Genomic DNA, 17,734 nt, shown 5'->3' with positions numbered 1-17,734 from the left:
GTCTATTCGGTAAATAGCTGGTTCATGCACTGTTCCAACGTGGTTGCCGTCTCATTCCATTGATTGCGCAGCTGCTCCTCCGGCCATACGCAGTCTTCCTTCTGCAGATCCGAATCGATCAAGCGCAGCATCCAGAGCGAGAATACAATGGCATACGCGGCATACCATCTTCGAAAAGGAATTCTTTCGACCCGCTGCCCGCGCTGCTCCAGCTCGTTCAGATACGTCTGAATGATCCGCTCCCGAAGCTGTGGTGTAACGTGTCTCGGAAACAGCGGATGAGACAGATCCGCCAGATGATATACATCCCAGAGGGGTGTATTCAGATGAGCATGTTCCCAATCGATAATGACCAGTCTGCCATTCACATCGGCCATATTGCCGGGATGCAGATCCCCGTGACACAGGACAAGCGGAAGTTCTTGGTCAGCTGTTTGAATAAGCGCCCTGATCTCGTCCCAAGCAGGTGCAGAGAGCGTCATTCCCAGCTTGGACAGCAATTCATCCGTTGATTCCTGGGCATCCCGGAGTTCCTGCAGCATGTTGCCAATGGACGGCTTCTGGCCCACACGCGGCAGCTCGTCCCATTGGGGTGCCCAGAGCGTGTGCCATTCCGCCATATGTACAGCTGCGGACAGCATCGCACCTTCCTGCAAATCATGCACAAGCGGCCCCAGGTCCTCGTAGATCAGCCAGCTCTGTTCCGGAACGATGGCTTCGTCAGAGGAGTCTATTAGCCTCGGATAAATGGAAGGCAGTAAGGACAGCACATGCATGGATATCCACCGTTCACGCCCATGCTGTCCCAGATTCGTGAGTGGTTTGAAAATGTAACTCTCTCCGGTGTGGACCGTAAATCGCTCCACATATCTGCCGTTCATCCCCTTGTAGAGTTGCTCCCGGCTGGTTATAGCCTGTTCATTCAGGGTCCCTTCAGCCGTGACCCAGCCATGTGCATGTTTGTTCATGATCAACACCGTCCATTCGTCTTTCCGTACCTGCTCATTAATATGTTCTATCCATCATACGTTGCTGCGCACATGCCCGCAAGCGTGAAACGAAGTACTCTTGCCCCTAAGGAAAACAAAAAAAGACGCACATGAGGATAATCCAAGATTATCTACATGTACGCCTTTTTCTTCGTCATTGCTCGCTCTGCTTCATCATCAATGCCGCAGTTCGTGACTTCCCTATAGCTAGAGAGGCTAAACTTCGACCGACAACCTTTCATAGAAGCGACGAATAACACGCTCTGCCGGTTTACCATACACGCCGTAACCATCATCGGTCAGGGCATTCTTTTCCTGATACAGGCTCGCACTCCAGTCCCATAGACCGAATCCCCGCACCCATTCCCGCTGGCTGGCATGCCTAAACATGGCCTCGTAGAAACGCTCCTGTTCCTCCGCACTGACCGCACCTTCCAGGCCCCAATCGTTCGGCACCTGCGCCGAACCGCTGCGGCTGGGACAGCCTGCTTCCGCGAAGAAAAACGGTTTTCCGTAAGGGGCAATCTCCTGTTCGATCCGGTCCAGCTGCGCTTCCCAGTCTCCGAGGGGATAGTATCCGCTCGATGAAATCACATCCACCGCATCCCACCATGTCACATGACCTTCCTGATACTTGTCCGTATTGTACGACACAAGTCCGGAGTATACTTCACGTACAGCTGCAATCACCTCGCGCCATTCCGCGCTTCGACGCTCGGACTGTACCATCTCGCAGCCAACGATAAACATCTCGCATTTCTCCTGCTCCGCAATGGCTGCATAGTGCTTCTGATAAGCGGTATAACTGCGGAACCAGTCCTTCCACTTCGGCTCACACGGCACATCGATATCAAAAAAGTTAATGTGTGCACGCCACGTGCCATCGGTGCAATTAACCGTTGGTTTCAAAATCACGCGCAGCCCAAGCGTGCGAGCATAACGAATCATATCCAGTAATTCGTCATCCTCCACCATATGCTCTCCCCGATACTTGACTTCTACCGCCTGCGGGTGATCCTGAAGTGCCGCCAGTGCAAAAATGACATGCGAACTGCCCGTTCGTTCAGCCATCAGGCGCAGGGACTCTTTGGCTTCCGGTTTACGGAATTCCCCTCTGCCGCTCATCCAGCCAAATGTAAACCCCTTAATGTACTCCATTTGCATAGCCTTGTAGAACCCCTTTCAATCTATAAAAATGTTCAATTACAGCTTGCCTTCCTCACGGTCTCCGGCGATGACTTCGTCAGTCTCGATGACGTAATGTACGATCTCTTCCACGGTGGTATACGCCACGCCAACATACGTATCAGCAGCTCCATAATAAATGGCGATTCGTCCTGTCTCCGCATCATGCAGTGTGGCGCATGGGAAGATGACATTGTCCACAAAACCTTGCTCCTCGTACCATTTTTCCGGTGTAAGTACGAAATTGGAGGAACGATATTTCACTTTCGATGGCTCATGCAGATCCAGAATGACTGCACCCATGCTGTATACAAAACCGTTGCACGTTCCGGTGACACCGTGGTAGAACATCAGCCAGCCTTCAGATGTTTCAATCGGAGCAGGACCGCCGCCAATCTTGACCGATTGCCACCAGCCCTGGCCGCCCTTGCTCATGACATGGCGATGCTTGCCCCAGTACACAAGATCCGGACTTTCACTCAGAAAAATGTCGCCGAACGGCGTGTGGCCGCTGTCGCTTGGTCTGGACAGCATGACGTAGTTGTCATTGATTTTGCGTGGAAACAACACGCCATTTCGGTTAAACGGCAGCATCGGGTTTTCGAGGCGCACGAACGTTTTGAAATCATCCGTTTTGGCCAAGCCTAGGGCTGCACCGTAGAAATCAGTACACCAGATGATATAATACGTGTCTTCCACCTTAACCAGACGCGGATCGTACGCATAGTTCGACATGAAGGGATCGCCATTCTCATCTACGAAAGAAATACGCTCCTCTTCAATGGTCCATGTAAGACCGTCTTCACTCGAACCCATATGCAGGTGCGGACGGCCATTAATCGTTTCGGCGCGGAACACACCAATGAACTTTCCTTCATAAGGAACAACGGCACTGTTGAAAATGCGGGCAACCCCCTTGACCGGGTTACGCGGCACGACCGGATTGGCTGAATGTCTCCAGACCGGCCCTTCTGTCCCCTCCGGTTTATCCTCCCAAGGCATATGGGACAAGGCATCTCCAACAATGTGTACGTTTTTCGTATTAACTACTGTCATCGTTTCATTTCTCCCTTCGGTGATAAAGGCGAACACTACGTTTATCCAGGTTTTTTCTGCCCTCTCCGTTCCTATGCATGTCCATACCATTTCGTACAACCTTCGCAACTTATTTCACAGAGCCTTGTGCGAAGCCGTTGTAGATGTACTTCTGTAATAGCAGGAAGATGATCATTGTTGGAATGATGGCGATCATGATGCCTGCGCTGATGACCTCCCACTGGGAACCAAATGGCCCCTTGAATTTGAACAGGGCCGTGGATATCACCTGCAGGTCTGTCTTGGGCATATACAGAAACGGCGTGTAGAAATCGTTGTAGATGTTGACCCCTTTTACGATAATGACCGTAACAATCGCCGGTTTCAGCAGGGGCAAGATGATTTTCCAGTAGATCGTGAAGTAGGAGGCCCCATCAAGCATGGCGGATTCATCCAGTGCATTGGAGATGGAACCCAGGAACTGGAGGAAAATATACACCGCAATGATATCTGTCCCCAGGTACATCACAATGGCTGCCCAGCGGGTGTTGAACAGATCCAGGGCGTTAATAATCTGGAACGTGGCGACCTGTGTCGTAACACTGGGTATCAGGGTAGCGAGCAGGAACGCGGCAACCATGATTTTTTTACCTTTAAACTTGAAACGATCCAGCACGTAAGCGATCATGGAGCCCGTTAAAGTCGCACCCACGATGGAAATGATCAGGATAATAATCGTATTTTTGAAACCGACCAGCATGTTGCCGTCCACAAAAGCCTTGGTATAGTTCGCAAAGTTCAGCCAGTTGGCTGGCGGGGCAAGCGGACTGCTCGTTGCATATTCGGCGTTGGTCTTAAGCGATGCAAACAGCACCACAACGATGGGTACAAGCGCAATGAACGCGGCAAGAATAAGTGAGGCATATTTGAGTAGACTCGCAAGGGTATATTTGAGTTGATGCACGTTCATTCCTCCCCTTTCATGGTGACACGCTGAACGAGCGTAACGAGAATGACGATGAACAGCAGCACAACGGCCATTGCCGATGCCAAGCCCAGTTTGCCGTACTTGAATGCCAAGTGGACCGTCTGGATGACAAAGGTCTCACTTCCGTTGGAGCCGTCGGTCATAATGTATGGAATATCGAACGCACTGATTGCGCCGCTAATCGCCAAGATCAGGTTGAGCTGCAGGATACGCGTAATGCTCGGCAGGATAATATGGCGGAACTGCTGCCAGCGATTGGCCCCGTCAATATCCGAAGCTTCATAGACATCCTTTTGTATGGAAGAGATCGCACCGAGGAAGATGATGAAGTTGAAGCCCATGTATCTCCATACGGATGCGCCTGCAAGTGAAACGTTAATAATGTTCGGATTCCCCAGCCAGAGCTGGGTATACTGCCCAAGTCCAACCGCCTGCATGAGCGTATCGAGGGTTCCGTCCGGTTTGAAGAAAAAGAGGAAGATAAATCCGATAGCTACGCCATTCAGCAGATAGGGAAAGAATAATATCCCTTTGAAAAAGTTTTTGCCTCGAATTTTGAAACTCAGGATTGTTGCAAAGTAAAGGGCCAGGCCCATTTGTATGAACGTGGCAACAAAATAGTAGAGACTGACAATAAACACTTTAAAATATTCAGGGTCACTGAATATCCGAGTGTAGTTCTCAAACCCAACATAGTCGAATCTTTTGCTGTATCCGTTCCAGTCGGTGAAGCTGTATTTGAACATATTAATGACAGGTAAATAGGCAAACGTGAACAGCAGTGCCAACGGAATAATTGAGAAGGCACAGATGATAAATATGCGCTGTGCTGAATAACCCCAATTCGAAATCTTTAAGTATTTCATGCTCTCCACACCTCCAAGCGGTTCTGCCGCTTTTATATCGAAAGACTCCCGCCCAATTACGCTGATAAATACATTACTGAAGACGGCATTTCACATCCGTTAATCAGATGCAAAATGCCTTGATGAAAAAGGGAATCCCTTCTTCCTTCAGTCCGTGTGCAATGCCTCGCTGTATGTCAACGGTTGGTCAGACGTACGTATTGCAGTGACAACGTTGCATCTGCTGCAAACTGCTTACTTCGTGAGTTCTGCTCGCGCTTTCACCCATTTGTCATTCAGGTCCTTCATGATGTCATCATACGATTCGCTGCGGTTACCGATGGCTGCTTCGATAATGCGTTTCTTGAAGTCTGGCTGCCAGAGGCCGATCTCGCCTTCATTGTCGATTTTATCAACCAGGCCTTCCTGTCCTTCTTTGGCAGGGGTTAATGTGGAGAATGTAACGTCCTTGTATTGATCCAAAATGGGTGGCAGCTCCGCACTTTTGTCTGCACTCATGCCTCCGCCTTGCTCAACCGCATAGTTTGATTTCGCGAGGAACCAGTCAATCCACGCTTTCGCAGCAGGCTTGTTCTCGCTATTCACGTTCATGCCGATGTTATAGTCTGCAGCGAGCGGAACGACTACATCACTTGCATTTGTAGGGAATGGCAAGAATCCAATATTATCCGGTGTATCCGTCAAGCCCTGGATTTGCGTAATCGCCCATGATCCCAGCGCCATCGTTGCAATTTTGCCATTTGCAAGGTCAGCCTTGGAGCTTTCCCAATCGGTTGTGGTTGGATCCTTCTCGATCAGGCCATTCTTGGCTGCATCATAGAGCACTTTGTACAATTCATAATGCGGCTTACCAGCCATAAAGTTCTCATCCGTGTTCGGCTGATCAATGTTAACGTAGTCCACACTGCCTGCAACCGTCGCCAGATCGGATTCCCACTGCGTCAAAGCCCAACCGGACGCATAGTTGGTGTACAGAGGAATTGCATCCGTGTTGTCTTTCACAAGTTGGAGGGCTGCCTGGAACTGCTCAGGCGTCTTGGGCACTTCCGTAATGCCGGCATCCTTGAATACCTGCTTGTTATAGATAATTCCAGAGAACGTGATAACTGTAGGGATACCATATACCTGGCCATCGACCATACGTTCTTCAATCCCTGTGTACTTGTCTTTCAACTCGTCATACGTGCCAAGCGGTTCAAAAAAGTCCGGGATATCTGCGATAGGTACGCTGGTCGGAATCATCAACACGTCACCGTAGTCTTTGGTGCTCATCCGGATTTTCACTTGGCCCTCGTAATCGGCCAGTGCCTGGAAGTTAACTTTGACATCCGGATACTCCTTGTTAAATGCTGCTGCATAATCCTTGAATACGGTATCAACAATATCCGTACGCTGTGTCAAAACGGTAATTTCACCCTTGATATCCGCAGGATCTGTGCTGATATCCTCCCCTGCCTGTGAAGATTCGCCTCCAGAAGAGCAAGCTGCGAGTAGAGAAGTAATGAGCAGCATGGTAAGCAGAAGCATCCAGCCTTTGTTTTTCTTCAATCGATTCGACCCCTTTGCTAAGTTAATTTAAGTTATCGTTAAGGTTACAAAATGGATTTTATTATGGTAACGCTTACCTGTCAATTAAATTATTTATTACTTAACAAAAGTTTTTCTCAAACGATTCGTTGACAACGTCTATATCCGAATCTAATATTATTAAATAAAGTTACCGATAACTTAACTAAACTTGATCCTGTATTTCGAAGGGGCGCTTACTTATGACGAACAGCAGTGACATCCGGACTGAAATAAAAGAACACTGGGAAGGACATATTTTGCCCTTCTGGTCTGCCCTCAAAGACCATAACCACGGCGGATTCTACGGGTGGGTCGGCAATGATCTTCAGGTTGACCCTCTCGCTCCCAAAGGCGGCATCGCTACAGCACGACAGCTGTGGTCTTTTGCAGCAGCTTACCGGGTGACCGGAAATGAAGTCTGGCGCGATCACGCAGAACACGCCTACCGTTTTCTTGCGGGCCATATCATTGATACGGAATACGGCGGTATGTATTGGATGGTTGATGCCAAAGGAGAACCACTGGATACAAGCAAACATGTCTATACGCAATCCTTCGGTGTGTATTCACTCAGCGAGTACTACCGCGCAACAGGGGATACCTCTGCATTGGAATTAGCGAAAACGCTTTTTGTCCTGATTGAGGATCAAGGCCTGAATGCCGAATTACCTGCGTATAAGGAACAATTCGACCGCTTCTGGAATGAACAGCCGAATGAAATGCTGAGCGAGAACGGCGTGATTGCCGATTACACGATGAATACGCATATCCATGTGCTGGAGGCCTACACCACCCTCTACCGAGTGTGGCCGGATCAGCAGGTGAGAGCGGCACTGGAACGCCTGCTCGGCATCTTATATGAACGCGTGTATAACAAGGACACGAAGTTTCTCGGGGTATTTTTCAACAAGGCATGGGAATCCATTATCGATCTGAAATCCTTCGGGCATGACATTGAAGCCAGCTGGTTAATTGACGACACATTGAGAGTGCTGGGGCTGGATCAACACCCGGAGTACTCCGCGATGGTGACGGATATTGCCTATAACATCTCCAATGTGGCCGTACAGACCGACGGCTCTCTTATGAACGAACAAGAGGGAACTCATGTGGATGAGAAACGGATATGGTGGGTGCAGGCAGAGGCGATGGTCGGCTTCTATAACGCCTATCAGCGTACAGGCGACCCTATGTTTCTGGAGAGAGTGAACCGCTTGTGGACATATACGAAGGAACATATTATTGATCACCGTGCTGGCGGGGAGTGGTACTGGTCGGTGGATGGGGACGGCGTTCCGGATCAGAGTGAAATTGCAGGACCATGGAAATGCCCGTATCACAATAGCAGGTTTTGTATTGAACTAATCGAGAGGATGGGATAACGATGATACACCCCAAATACAAGGAGTTATTGGAGCAACAGGAGCAGCTGCTTACACGCCAAAATGAGATCGATCCTACATTCTACAACGGTGTATATGATCGATATCGTTATCCGGTGATTACTCGCCACCATGTCCCGCTCCACTGGAGGTTCGATCTGGACGAAACGACTAACCCTTTTTTCATGGAGCGCCTGGGCATTAACGCTACACTTAATCCGGGAGCCATCTACTTCAATGGCAAATACGTGATGGTCATCCGAACCGAGGGATTGGACCGCAAATCGATCTTTGCTTTGGCTGAGAGCGACAACGGCATCGACGGGTTCCGTTTCACGGGCAAGCCATTAGTGTGGGAAGACATCGATGCAGAAGAGACCAACCAATATGATATGCGATTGGTGCAGCATGAAGATGGCTGGATTTACGGCATTTATTGCTCTGAGCGCAAAGATCCCGAAGCTCCGGCATTTGATACGTCCAGCGCGGTGGCGCAGGCAGGTCTTGTTCGCACACGCGATCTGGTTAGCTGGGAGCGCCTGCCCAACATTACGACAAGCTCACCACAACAGCGGAATGTAGTTCTGCACCCGGAGTTTGTAGATGGCAAATATGCATTTTACACTCGCCCACAGGACGGATTCATCTCCACCGGCAGCGGCGGCGGGATCGCCTTCGGTCTATGCGATGATATTCTGAATCCGGTCATTGCCAAAGAAACCATTATCGATGAGCGCAAATATCATACGGTATACGAAGTGAAAAACGGCCAGGGACCTGCCCCGCTTAAGACAGATCGCGGTTGGATTCACATTGCGCACGGGGTACGCAACACGGCGGCAGGTCTGCGTTATGTACTGTACACATTCGCCACGGATCTGAATGATCCGGCACGAATCATCGCCAAGCCGAGCGGGCATTTCATTGCACCTTATGACGACGAGCGCGTAGGCGATGTATCCAATGTTATTTTCTGCAACGGTGCAGTGGTCAATGAACAAGGCAAGGTCTTCATCTATTACGCATCCAGCGATACCCGCTGTCATGTGGCCACTACAACGCTTGATCAACTGGTCGATTACACCTTTAATACACCGGCCGATCCGTATCGTTCCCTGGATTGTGCCAGCCAGCGTGGTGACCTGATCCAGCGGAATGAAGAGCTCCTGCAAAAACAACTGGTTTAATGTGAAGAGCAGCCTTCGACCGCAAAGTGCAGCATGCTGAAAAATTAGCGCTAGCCTAGCCAGAATGCCTTTATTCCATGTGGGTAACGATGTATACTAATATGGATGGTTATTATGGTTAAGTAAGCGCTAATCATAATGGCTGCACATTGTACTTAAACCGGCTTGAAGGAGGCGACCAAAGCTGAAGAACAATATCACCATGCGGGATATCGCCGACAAGCTCGGAGTTAGCAGTGTGACGGTCTCGAAAGCATTAAATGACAAAGATGGCGTCAGTGGCGAATTGAAGGAAAAAATCAAAGTGCTTGCCGTCCAGATGGGCTACCGGTATAATGCTGCAGCCCGCTCGATGAAGGAAGGCTTGACTCATAATATAGGCGTTATTATCCCGGAGCGTTTTACCGGTCCTACCCAATCGTTCTACGTACGTGTATTCCAGCGCATCACCAAGCATTTGGAGGACCAAGGATACTATGGTATTCTGCACATTCTGAATGGTCAGGACGAAGAAGATTTAACACTGCCCAAGCTATACAGCGATAGCAAAGTGGATGGTTTCATTGTGCTTGGGCAGATCAGCAAAGAGTATATTGAACTGGTGCAATCGATGGACGTTCCCAAAATGTTTCTCGATTTCTACGATGAGCACTCGGATATCGATTCGGTCGTTACCGATAACTTTTACGCTGCGTACGAGCTGACCAACGTTCTGATCCAGCAGGGACACCGCCGGATTGCATATGTCGGGAATCTGTACTCTACAAGCAGCATTCAGGATCGATTCCTTGGATATTATAAATCCTTGCTTGAGCATCGGTTGCCGATGAATCAGGAGCTTGTGCTTAACGACCGTGATGAGCGGGGTACGTTCATTGAGATCGATCTGCCAGAGCAGCTGCCAACGGCTTTTGTATGCAACTGCGATCAGGTCGCTCATTTACTCGTTCAGAAACTGACCTCCTTGGGGATACAGGTGCCCGCACAATGCTCCGTGGTTGGGTTCGATAATGATATCTATGCGACCCTCTCCGATCCCCAATTAACTACGGTTGAGGTTGACGTGGAACAGATGGCACGCACGGCAGTTCAATCCATGCTCAAAAAGATTGATAACCCAAGTCGCAGCTTCGGCCGCGTACACGTGAAGGGCAACATCATTTATCGTGATTCCGTGAGTGCTGCACCTGCCTCTCAGGATGATGGATTGGTTTAACTAAGGACTTCTGTTGCTTAAAAAGAGTGCTCCCGGCCATGGTGGCTGCAGGAGCACTCTTTGTTTATAAGCGGTGGAGCGGTTGACATCCCCCCTCCGCTCAGTCACACATCTCATTACCTGCTGCATTGGGTTATCTAGTAGCTCGTCTTCAGCCAGTTGTCTTTAGACCAGATTAATTTGCCTGCACCCGCTCCACTTGATCCCGTTAGTCGGGCATTCAGCGTCGCCGGATCATCCGTAGTGTAGCTGTAAGGAAGGGACGAAAATCCGTTCCATGAGAAGCTCTTCACTGCAGCCGGTACCGGGCTGAGCGGACTGCCTGAAGTATCACTGCTGCCGCGGAATGAGCTTCCATCCAGCGAATACATCGTATCCGTCACCCGAATCTTGCCTGTATACGTGGCATCGGCCGGATCCGTCTGGTTATTGCGGACCGGGAACTGTACGTCCTGGATCACCGATTTCTCCACCAGCACCGCCCCACTCTCTGTGGAGATGGCCCCGTTGCTGATGATATCAAAATGATAGCCTTTGGACGAGATCGCAGCAGCCATCGCCGAAGTGATTTTGGATTTGGCTGCACGCGCCCCTGTCGCATCCATCACGATATTGTAGGCATGTGCGTTCCCTCCACGCAGGCGTGGCATGCGATCCTGAATGTCCTTGTACAGGTTATGGTGCAGGGTTATGGACAGGTTGGCATTCGCTGATTCGAAGCTCGTTGAGCCGACCAAATGCCCTTTTTTCTGAGGGGACGAAATGGCAATGATATCGGCTTTGCTGAGTCCAACCGCACTGCTCCGCAGGTAGTTGTACATTGGATAGGAAGCCTTGTTCGCCTCCAATTCGTTGATCTGCTGGGTAACCCAGCTGTTCGCGCTGCCGTCATCCCCTTTGAAGAGAGACCAGGAAATGGTCACACCACTGGTTCCCTTTTTCGAATCAACAAGCCCGTCGTAGGCTTTATTGAATGTGCAGTGGTCAATCCACACGTTACTGTTCTCTTCAAGGGTGATATAATCCCAGTCGTTTTTGTCATAATCGCCCTTGGTTGCTTCATCCCATTCCCATAACTCGTCAAATTCAAGGTTACGAATGATAACATTGGAGCTGCGTTTGACGCTGATGGCTGCATGTTTGATCTTCGCCCCGTTAGCGGAGAAAATGGTTAGGCCATTGAAGCTGTCGATCGTCAGCTTGCTGACGCCCGTCTGTTTCAGTACCGGGTGAGTTAGTGCATCATTATGCTTCGCAAAAGGGGAAGTCTGGGCGGCGCTCGGAATTTCGTTCCACCCCAGATTCAGGTCGTTCATGATCTCGACGACTTTGACACCGGAGTTCTTTTTTAGCGCCGCAGCCAGATCCGCTGCATTATAGACCTTTTTATACTTGGACGTATCCGACTCGCTGATGAAACCCCCGCCCGTGTTCCCTTGGGAGAAACCTGTAAGATTGTAATCTGCGTTTCCTGCTGCCTGTACACTTGCTGGGCCAGACAGTAGGGTCAGCCCCAATGTAAGAGCCAGTGCGGCACTGCACCATGTTCGAATCTTGCTTTTCATCAAACCATTCCTCCCTGAATTATAATGATATGTTCCTCCACTGCTGCCAGCACATCTCATGAAGAACATGTCCACAATGTACATCCTGGAAGCGATTACAACAATAATCCCTATTTTAGGTTCGTGATAACCGTTGTCGGAGCTGCATGGATGCTGCATGGAGTGTACTCTAGGCAACCACCAATCGTACGCAATTAACTTCTAAGGAATATTTTTCAGGGGTAAGGAAAAAGCAAAGAAACCAAAACTGCTCACAAAAAAAAACAGGCCTGCAGCACGGCATGCCTGTCTTATCCTATTTTTTGATCGAGCGTGTCCAAAATCCGCCATGGAACTGCTTCGGTTCTACGGTAATAACAAATGCCTTCGGATCCAGTTCCAGAATGGTCTGGTAGAGCAGTTTCTGATTTTTCCGTTTCGCCAGAATTTCCATGACCAAACGATCTCCGTCACGTCCACTGCCCACCCATGCGGTGACACCATAACCTTTATCCCTCAGAGCATTGGCTACGTTCCCGCCCATCTGATTACAGATCACTTTAACCGTAACGTAACCGAGCGCGATTTTTTCTTCGATCCAGGCACCCAGCAATACACCCAGGCCGTAGCCCACGGCATAAACGATCAGTGCGGATGGTTGAGTCAAATACTTGAGGACCAGATTCAGCCCCAGCACATAAATGACGATCTCGCCCATGCTGATGAGCGCAGCGATATATTTCTGTCCTTTGAGCGTCAGAATCATCCGCAGTGTATAGGCCGACACATAGACGATTTGGATCAAGAAGATAAACAACAATATTTTAAGCAATGGCAATCCCTCTTTCCTGGCACGCACACCGGTTGGACCCTCTATACAAGCTTCGGTCTGTTTCCTGTACGTTTCTCCATATCTCCATCATTGGACGTTATGCGATCATTTTAAACCGTTAAATGCAAATCTCGGTTCTTTCCTGTCGAATGACACACTGGAATTGCCATTATAGAACCGTTTGTCCCGATTATCAACCCGGCCGAAGACCCAGGGGCGAAACCAGATTTTTGTGAATAGAATGAAGGGTCAATAAATGGAGAGCAAATGCTAAGACGACAAGATGGGTACAAGGTGACATAAGGGGGAAGGGCCATGCAGCTATGGCAGGAGATGGAGCGTGAAGGCCTGGAAGAACTCCTATTTTGTCATGATCCGCAAAGTGGGCTAAAGGCTGTCATTGCCATCCACAGCACCGTGCTCGGGCCGGCGCTGGGAGGATGCCGCTACTGGGCGTATGCTTCGGAGGAAGAGGCCATACGCGATGCAATCAAGCTGGCCAAAGGCATGACCTACAAGAATGCCGTTTCCAATCTGCCGTATGGCGGCGGAAAAGCCGTGGTCTGGGAGTTGCCGGCGGCAGAGCGAGTATCGGGAGTGGAGCCATCAGGCAATAACAGCTTGAACCTGAGTGTCTCACAACGTGCGCATATCTTCCGCTCGCTGGGACGCTTCCTGGAACGGCTGAATGGACGCTATGTTACAGGCCTTGATCTGGGGACTACGGCAGCGGACATGGACCAGATCCGATTGGAGACCACCTATGTGACGGATACGACCGGGTCACTGGGGGCACAAAATGACTTCACCGCCGAGATGACTGCCTACGGGGTGTATACAGGCATTGTGACCTCGCTGCAGCATCAGGGGGTCACTTCTCTTCAGGGCATTCCCGTTGCCGTCCAGGGACTGGGCAAGGTTGGGCATGCCCTGTGCCGCCACCTGCATGCAGCCGGGGCACGGCTCATTGTGGCAGACGTTGTACCGGAACGTGTACAACGTGCCCTTGTGCAGTTCAGCGGCGCTACCCCGGCCGATCCGGCCCATATTCACGCCGCTGACTGCAAGGTGTTCGCCCCCTGTGCACTGGGGGGCGTGTTGACCCCGGCAACGGTGGAGGAGCTGCGCTGCTCCATTGTTGCCGGGGCGGCGAACAACCAGCTCAGCGAGCGGGAGCCGGTTGTTCGCCGCCTGCAGGCGCGGGGCATTCTGTACGCGCCTGACTATGTGCTTAACGCAGGCGGCATCATCAGCACCGCCTACGAGCTGGAGGGTGAAGGGCCGGACCAGATCCGCCAGCGGGTGGCGGAAATCGCGGATACACTCACCCAGGTCTACCAACTAGCTGCAGCATCAAGCATCTCCACTGCTGATGCAGCAGACCGGATGGCTGAGGCCCGACTTGCTCAGCCATGAATTCTCCTTCTTCTTTCTTTACCGAATGATCTTCAAAGGCAAAAGGCCAACCTGTTCAGATGAACGGGTTGGCCTTCATTCTTATGGTGTACTATCGTGAATTGTTCTGTTCCTTGCTTGCTCCCCACTCACTTGAAACCTGAACATTCACCCGCTTGACCCGGTATAACATGCTCCAGAGCAGAAAATTAGCCACGATCAGAACTCCACCGAAGATCCAGATGCCTCCTGGCAGCGTACGAAAGAAAACATGGATCCCCCATAGCAAGGCAATCACCGGAAATGCCGCGAATACAAACCAGCCATCACTTTGCTGGGCAATACTAAAGGATAGAGAGAACGGCGGCTTGCGCAATAACAGCTTGCTTGTTAACGGAATCAGCGCCGTACCCACCAGCAGGATCACAGCCAGATCAGGCAGAATCCGCAGCCCGAATGTCCAGGCAAATACAATGGCATTCAGCAGAAAAACAGGCAAGAACATATTGCACATAAATGCCTTCAGTGCACCCTTATAGAGCACATTTTCATTCGCAATCGGGGCAGCCCGGAAGGTCCAGAATGCCTTGTAATGGCCCGAATACTTTAGCATGATGATTACCGAAACCACGAGAATCAGCATGATGTACAGTGTATAAAAGAACGAGCTCTCTCTAAGTTCCGCCCACGTGGATGACTGCAGCTGGGTGAACCAGAAGACGTAAGGCAAAACAAAGGATAATCCAATGGATGGATATACCTTCAGCTTGAATTCCCGTTCACTTCGCATCATGCTTGCTGACAACCGGAAGCAGGCCTGCTCCTCCCCGGAACGGCAGAATACCCTGGCAAGTGTACGATCCCACAACCCTTTTCTTCGTCCCGAGGTCGATCCGGAATAGGCCATTTTCTCCAAATACAATTCAAAGGAAGGCATCAGCTTCACATAGATAACCAAACTGATCATTGGAACAACAACAGCCAACGTGCTGAAGGTATACAGCCATACATCCCCACCACCAGCGAACAGCCATTCATATACAGCTGCATACCACACGGGAGGAAGTAAGAGCTGCCACCAGGCTGGCGTGAAGACCATGTCAAAATCAATGATACTGAATGACCGTGCAACCAGCTGATATCCAACAGCGATGCCAACGGATAACAAAATCTGTACCATGTTGATCATGTCTTTCAGCTTCTCTCCATCCAGAAACTTCATCATGAACAAGTAAACTAGAGATGTAGTGACCAGAATGAACATATTGATCAGAATGAGTTCCGCGATGAATAACAGGAAGAATCCGATGCCATGTGTGATTAAGCCCGCAACCAGTGGTACGGCTGTCAGGGAACCTGTCAGCAGCAGCAAATACACTCCGGCATGAATAGCCCGGGCCATGCCAACCGTACGGGCATTCACCGGCTTGGTCATAATGATATTCCGATCCCGGATATCCAGCAGCACAGAGGAAAAGTCCGAGATCATGGATGTCATGATGATAAACATCAGCACAGCGGTGACCAGACCCATCTGGAGCATATAATGACCCGTATCCCAGACGACAAATGGCACCAGAAGCAAACCCATCAATCCGTACAACCAGAGGGATCGAAGGTACAGGTTACCTTCCTTCTGCTCCTTATTACCACTGCGCGACGACAATACTGTCGGTACCCTGCGCTGATCCATTTGAAATTTCACCCGCAAAATGAGCCACAGCACATCATAATCCGCCCCTGTCTTGGCAATGATATGGCGAAAATGATCCAGGATCTTCAGCGTACGGAATTCGGAGGATTCCGCCATATCAATACACCTCCTGCACAATCGATACAAAGCGTTCAGCAATCGCCTTATGCTCATTAAAGCCCGTCAATTGGTTAAACACCTCTTCGAGCGTGCCTTCCATGGACTGCTGCTGCAGCTGCCTGAATGTTCCGTCTGCCATCACTCTTCCTTCCGCAATCAGGATGATCCGGCTGCTGATCTTCTCGACCACGTCCATGATGTGCGAGGAATAGAAGATGGTTGTACCTTTGGCCGACAGCTGCGACAAAATCTCCTTGACCACCATCACGCTGTTGGCGTCGAGCCCACTGAGCGGTTCATCCAAAAACAGCAGATCCGGATCATGCAGCAATGCTGAGATGAGCAGCACCTTCTGGCGCATCCCCTTCGAGAAAGAGGCAATGCGGGAATGATAGGATTTTTCGAGTCCAAAGCAATCCATCAGCAGCTTCGCCTTGTAATCGGCATCCGCATAAGACAACCCATACAGTTCTCCAATGAACGTCAGGTATTCTGCTGGCGTAAGTTGTTCATACAGCTCTGCAACTTCAGGTACATAACCGATTCTGCGTTTATATTCCGTATCACCATCTGCGATATCCTTGCCAAAGATGCAAACCTTGCCCACATATCCTTCAACCAGTCCCAGCAGGATTTTGACCGTGGTGCTTTTGCCGGCCCCATTCGGACCGATGTACCCGATCATCTCTCCCCGCTTCACCTCAAGATCAATTCCGTTCAGGACATAACGTCCGTTATAACGCATCCGCAAGCCTTCAATGGAAAGTACTTGTTCTTCGTTCACTTCGTTATCCAGCTCCTGTCTCTATCCTTTTCTATAATTCTACTAGTTTACCACAGTTTAGGATATTGTGATCTGGATGAATATCATATCTAACAACAGAACTCTAAGATTATGATGAAAAGGCAGCAAAAAGGACGCTTCATATGAAGCGTCCTTTACCATGAGCATGCAGCTTTCCAGAGATGTTCTCTTAAGGTGTGTGAGCATGCTAACTTGTATTTATTTTTATCGGTGTCTTAACGGTCCTTCATTTAATCCTCGTCGTCAAAATCCTGGTCAAAGGACAGCACTTTACCTGTATTGGCATCCACATCAACATCTGCTTCCCCATCCGCGGTTCTGATCTCGATCTCATAGACATAACGTCCGTCATCATGGTCGAGCTCAATTTCGGTTACTTTTCCACCTGTCACCTGCTTCAGGGCAATCGCAGAGGCTTGTGCTTCGGTCAATTTAACCTGTTTTGCGGCAGACTGGTTGGAAGTACTTGTGGCAGAGCCATTGTAATTATAATCATCATCGTCGTCATAGTCTTCATCATCCACAACCGCCAGGATCTTGCCTGTGTAGGCATCCAGACGTACCACAACGTCATTGCTTCCTTTGCGGTCAATTTCGACTTCGTAGAACGTTTGGCCGTTTCTGCGCTCCAGATCAATATCGTCAACTTTACCCTCAGCCGCTTTTAATGCCGCTGCTTTGGCTTGCGCTCCAGTCAGCAATTTGCCAGTACTGCTCTGATCCTGTGTGACCGACTGCGAAGTCGATGATGGTGTGGTTTGTACCGACTGTCCGTTTACGCTGCTGCTCGCTGCTACCGCCGACCCTCCAAGAAGTACCGCTGCCGAAATGCTGCCAATCCATAGTTTGTGTTTGTTCATCATCATGTTTCATCTCCTCATTGTTGTTCTCGTTCTCGTCTACAGTTATAGAATAACCTGTGCGTATG

At 49.9% G+C, this 17,734-nt stretch carries 15 protein-coding genes; 4 read left to right on the top strand and 11 right to left on the bottom strand.

From position 1 onward, the window contains the following. Positions 1–2 precede the first annotated feature (2 nt). The 6 genes from ABIC22_RS10925 to ABIC22_RS10900 form a co-directional block, all read right to left on the bottom strand. On the bottom strand, positions 3–968 hold the full coding sequence (locus tag ABIC22_RS10925; RefSeq protein WP_354480756.1) for a phosphotransferase family protein: 966 nt from the start codon (positions 966–968) through the stop codon (positions 3–5). Positions 969–1,205: 237 nt separating this feature from the next. Further along, positions 1,206–2,147: a glycoside hydrolase family 113 gene (locus tag ABIC22_RS10920; protein WP_354485927.1), complete on the bottom strand. Its 942-nt coding sequence runs from the start codon at positions 2,145–2,147 to the stop codon at positions 1,206–1,208. A gap of 45 nt (positions 2,148–2,192) precedes the next feature. Next, positions 2,193–3,230 carry a glycoside hydrolase family 130 protein gene (locus ABIC22_RS10915; RefSeq protein WP_354480754.1) on the bottom strand — a complete coding sequence of 346 codons (1,038 nt, stop codon included), beginning with the start codon at positions 3,228–3,230 and terminating at the stop codon, positions 2,193–2,195. Positions 3,231–3,339: 109 nt separating this feature from the next. Continuing rightward, positions 3,340–4,179, bottom strand: coding sequence for a carbohydrate ABC transporter permease (locus tag ABIC22_RS10910; protein ID WP_483312539.1), 840 nt, complete (start codon positions 4,177–4,179; stop codon positions 3,340–3,342). Next, on the bottom strand, positions 4,176–5,063 hold the full coding sequence (locus tag ABIC22_RS10905; protein ID WP_079348008.1) for a carbohydrate ABC transporter permease: 888 nt from the start codon (positions 5,061–5,063) through the stop codon (positions 4,176–4,178). Before ABIC22_RS10905 ends, ABIC22_RS10910 begins: the two co-directional genes overlap by 4 nt. A 234-nt stretch (positions 5,064–5,297) precedes the next feature. Next, complete coding sequence (locus tag ABIC22_RS10900) at positions 5,298–6,611, bottom strand: ABC transporter substrate-binding protein (RefSeq protein ID WP_354480750.1); 1,314 nt, start codon at positions 6,609–6,611, stop codon at positions 5,298–5,300. Between the two features lie 221 nt (positions 6,612–6,832). Here ABIC22_RS10900 and ABIC22_RS10895 point away from each other — a divergent pair, with 221 nt between their 5' ends. The 3 genes from ABIC22_RS10895 (at position 6,833) to ABIC22_RS10885 (ending at position 10,417) form a co-directional block, all read left to right on the top strand. Next, complete coding sequence (locus ABIC22_RS10895; protein ID WP_127537439.1) at positions 6,833–8,014, top strand: AGE family epimerase/isomerase; 1,182 nt, start codon at positions 6,833–6,835, stop codon at positions 8,012–8,014. A 2-nt stretch (positions 8,015–8,016) separates the two neighbouring features. Then, entirely contained in the window at positions 8,017–9,201 is a 1,185-nt protein-coding gene (locus ABIC22_RS10890; RefSeq protein ID WP_354480748.1) for a glycoside hydrolase family 130 protein, read from the top strand. A gap of 202 nt (positions 9,202–9,403) precedes the next feature. After that, positions 9,404–10,417: a substrate-binding domain-containing protein gene (locus tag ABIC22_RS10885; protein WP_154894562.1), complete on the top strand. Its 1,014-nt coding sequence runs from the start codon at positions 9,404–9,406 to the stop codon at positions 10,415–10,417. 137 nt (positions 10,418–10,554) lie between these two features. Here the strand turns inward: ABIC22_RS10885 and ABIC22_RS10880 are convergent, their stop codons facing one another. Both ABIC22_RS10880 and ABIC22_RS10875 read right to left on the bottom strand, forming a co-directional pair. After that, positions 10,555–11,982: a pectate lyase family protein gene (locus ABIC22_RS10880; protein WP_354480746.1), complete on the bottom strand. Its 1,428-nt coding sequence runs from the start codon at positions 11,980–11,982 to the stop codon at positions 10,555–10,557. Positions 11,983–12,277: 295 nt separating this feature from the next. Further along, positions 12,278–12,793: a DUF5698 domain-containing protein gene (locus ABIC22_RS10875; RefSeq protein WP_154894559.1), complete on the bottom strand. Its 516-nt coding sequence runs from the start codon at positions 12,791–12,793 to the stop codon at positions 12,278–12,280. Between the two features lie 315 nt (positions 12,794–13,108). Here ABIC22_RS10875 and ABIC22_RS10870 point away from each other — a divergent pair, with 315 nt between their 5' ends. Continuing rightward, on the top strand, positions 13,109–14,209 hold the full coding sequence (locus ABIC22_RS10870; RefSeq protein ID WP_354480743.1) for a Leu/Phe/Val dehydrogenase: 1,101 nt from the start codon (positions 13,109–13,111) through the stop codon (positions 14,207–14,209). Positions 14,210–14,300: 91 nt separating this feature from the next. Here ABIC22_RS10870 and ABIC22_RS10865 read toward each other — a convergent pair whose 3' ends face one another. The 3 genes from ABIC22_RS10865 to ABIC22_RS10855 all read right to left on the bottom strand — a co-directional run bounded on the left by ABIC22_RS10865 (position 14,301) and on the right by ABIC22_RS10855 (position 17,672). Continuing rightward, the gene (locus ABIC22_RS10865) at positions 14,301–15,998 is read right to left on the bottom strand and encodes a hypothetical protein (RefSeq protein ID WP_354480741.1); all 1,698 of its coding nucleotides are present in this window, start codon (positions 15,996–15,998) and stop codon (positions 14,301–14,303) included. A 1-nt stretch (position 15,999) separates the two neighbouring features. Further along, positions 16,000–16,785 carry an ABC transporter ATP-binding protein gene (locus ABIC22_RS10860; protein WP_127537446.1) on the bottom strand — a complete coding sequence of 262 codons (786 nt, stop codon included), beginning with the start codon at positions 16,783–16,785 and terminating at the stop codon, positions 16,000–16,002. Between the two features lie 251 nt (positions 16,786–17,036). Beyond that, positions 17,037–17,672 (bottom strand): PepSY domain-containing protein, encoded by a 636-nt coding sequence (locus ABIC22_RS10855; protein WP_154894554.1) that lies wholly within the window; start codon positions 17,670–17,672, stop codon positions 17,037–17,039. Between the last annotated feature and the right edge of the window lie 62 nt (positions 17,673–17,734).

Source organism: Paenibacillus sp. PvP094 (genome assembly GCF_040546835.1).
Taxonomy (GTDB): domain Bacteria; phylum Bacillota; class Bacilli; order Paenibacillales; family Paenibacillaceae; genus Paenibacillus; species Paenibacillus illinoisensis.
Note: the sequence above shows the minus strand (reverse complement) of the source record. Positions and strands in the feature narration are given on the sequence as shown.

What these genes read in the sequence shown, in the direction of transcription:
- ABIC22_RS10890 (WP_354480748.1), top strand. Translation starts at nt 8,017, where the DNA reads ATGATACACCCCAAATACAAGGAGTTATTGGAGCAACAGGAGCAGCTG.
- ABIC22_RS10895 (WP_127537439.1), top strand. Translation starts at nt 6,833, where the DNA reads ATGACGAACAGCAGTGACATCCGGACTGAAATAAAAGAACACTGGGAA.
- ABIC22_RS10920 (WP_354485927.1), bottom strand. Translation starts at nt 2,147, where the DNA reads ATGGAGTACATTAAGGGGTTTACATTTGGCTGGATGAGCGGCAGAGGG.
- ABIC22_RS10865 (WP_354480741.1), bottom strand. Translation starts at nt 15,998, where the DNA reads ATGGCGGAATCCTCCGAATTCCGTACGCTGAAGATCCTGGATCATTTT.
- ABIC22_RS10855 (WP_154894554.1), bottom strand. Translation starts at nt 17,672, where the DNA reads ATGATGATGAACAAACACAAACTATGGATTGGCAGCATTTCGGCAGCG.
- ABIC22_RS10915 (WP_354480754.1), bottom strand. Translation starts at nt 3,230, where the DNA reads ATGACAGTAGTTAATACGAAAAACGTACACATTGTTGGAGATGCCTTG.
- ABIC22_RS10885 (WP_154894562.1), top strand. Translation starts at nt 9,404, where the DNA reads ATGCGGGATATCGCCGACAAGCTCGGAGTTAGCAGTGTGACGGTCTCG.
- ABIC22_RS10870 (WP_354480743.1), top strand. Translation starts at nt 13,109, where the DNA reads ATGCAGCTATGGCAGGAGATGGAGCGTGAAGGCCTGGAAGAACTCCTA.
- ABIC22_RS10880 (WP_354480746.1), bottom strand. Translation starts at nt 11,982, where the DNA reads ATGAAAAGCAAGATTCGAACATGGTGCAGTGCCGCACTGGCTCTTACA.
- ABIC22_RS10925 (WP_354480756.1), bottom strand. Translation starts at nt 968, where the DNA reads ATGAACAAACATGCACATGGCTGGGTCACGGCTGAAGGGACCCTGAAT.
- ABIC22_RS10910 (WP_483312539.1), bottom strand. Translation starts at nt 4,179, where the DNA reads ATGAACGTGCATCAACTCAAATATACCCTTGCGAGTCTACTCAAATAT.
- ABIC22_RS10905 (WP_079348008.1), bottom strand. Translation starts at nt 5,063, where the DNA reads ATGAAATACTTAAAGATTTCGAATTGGGGTTATTCAGCACAGCGCATA.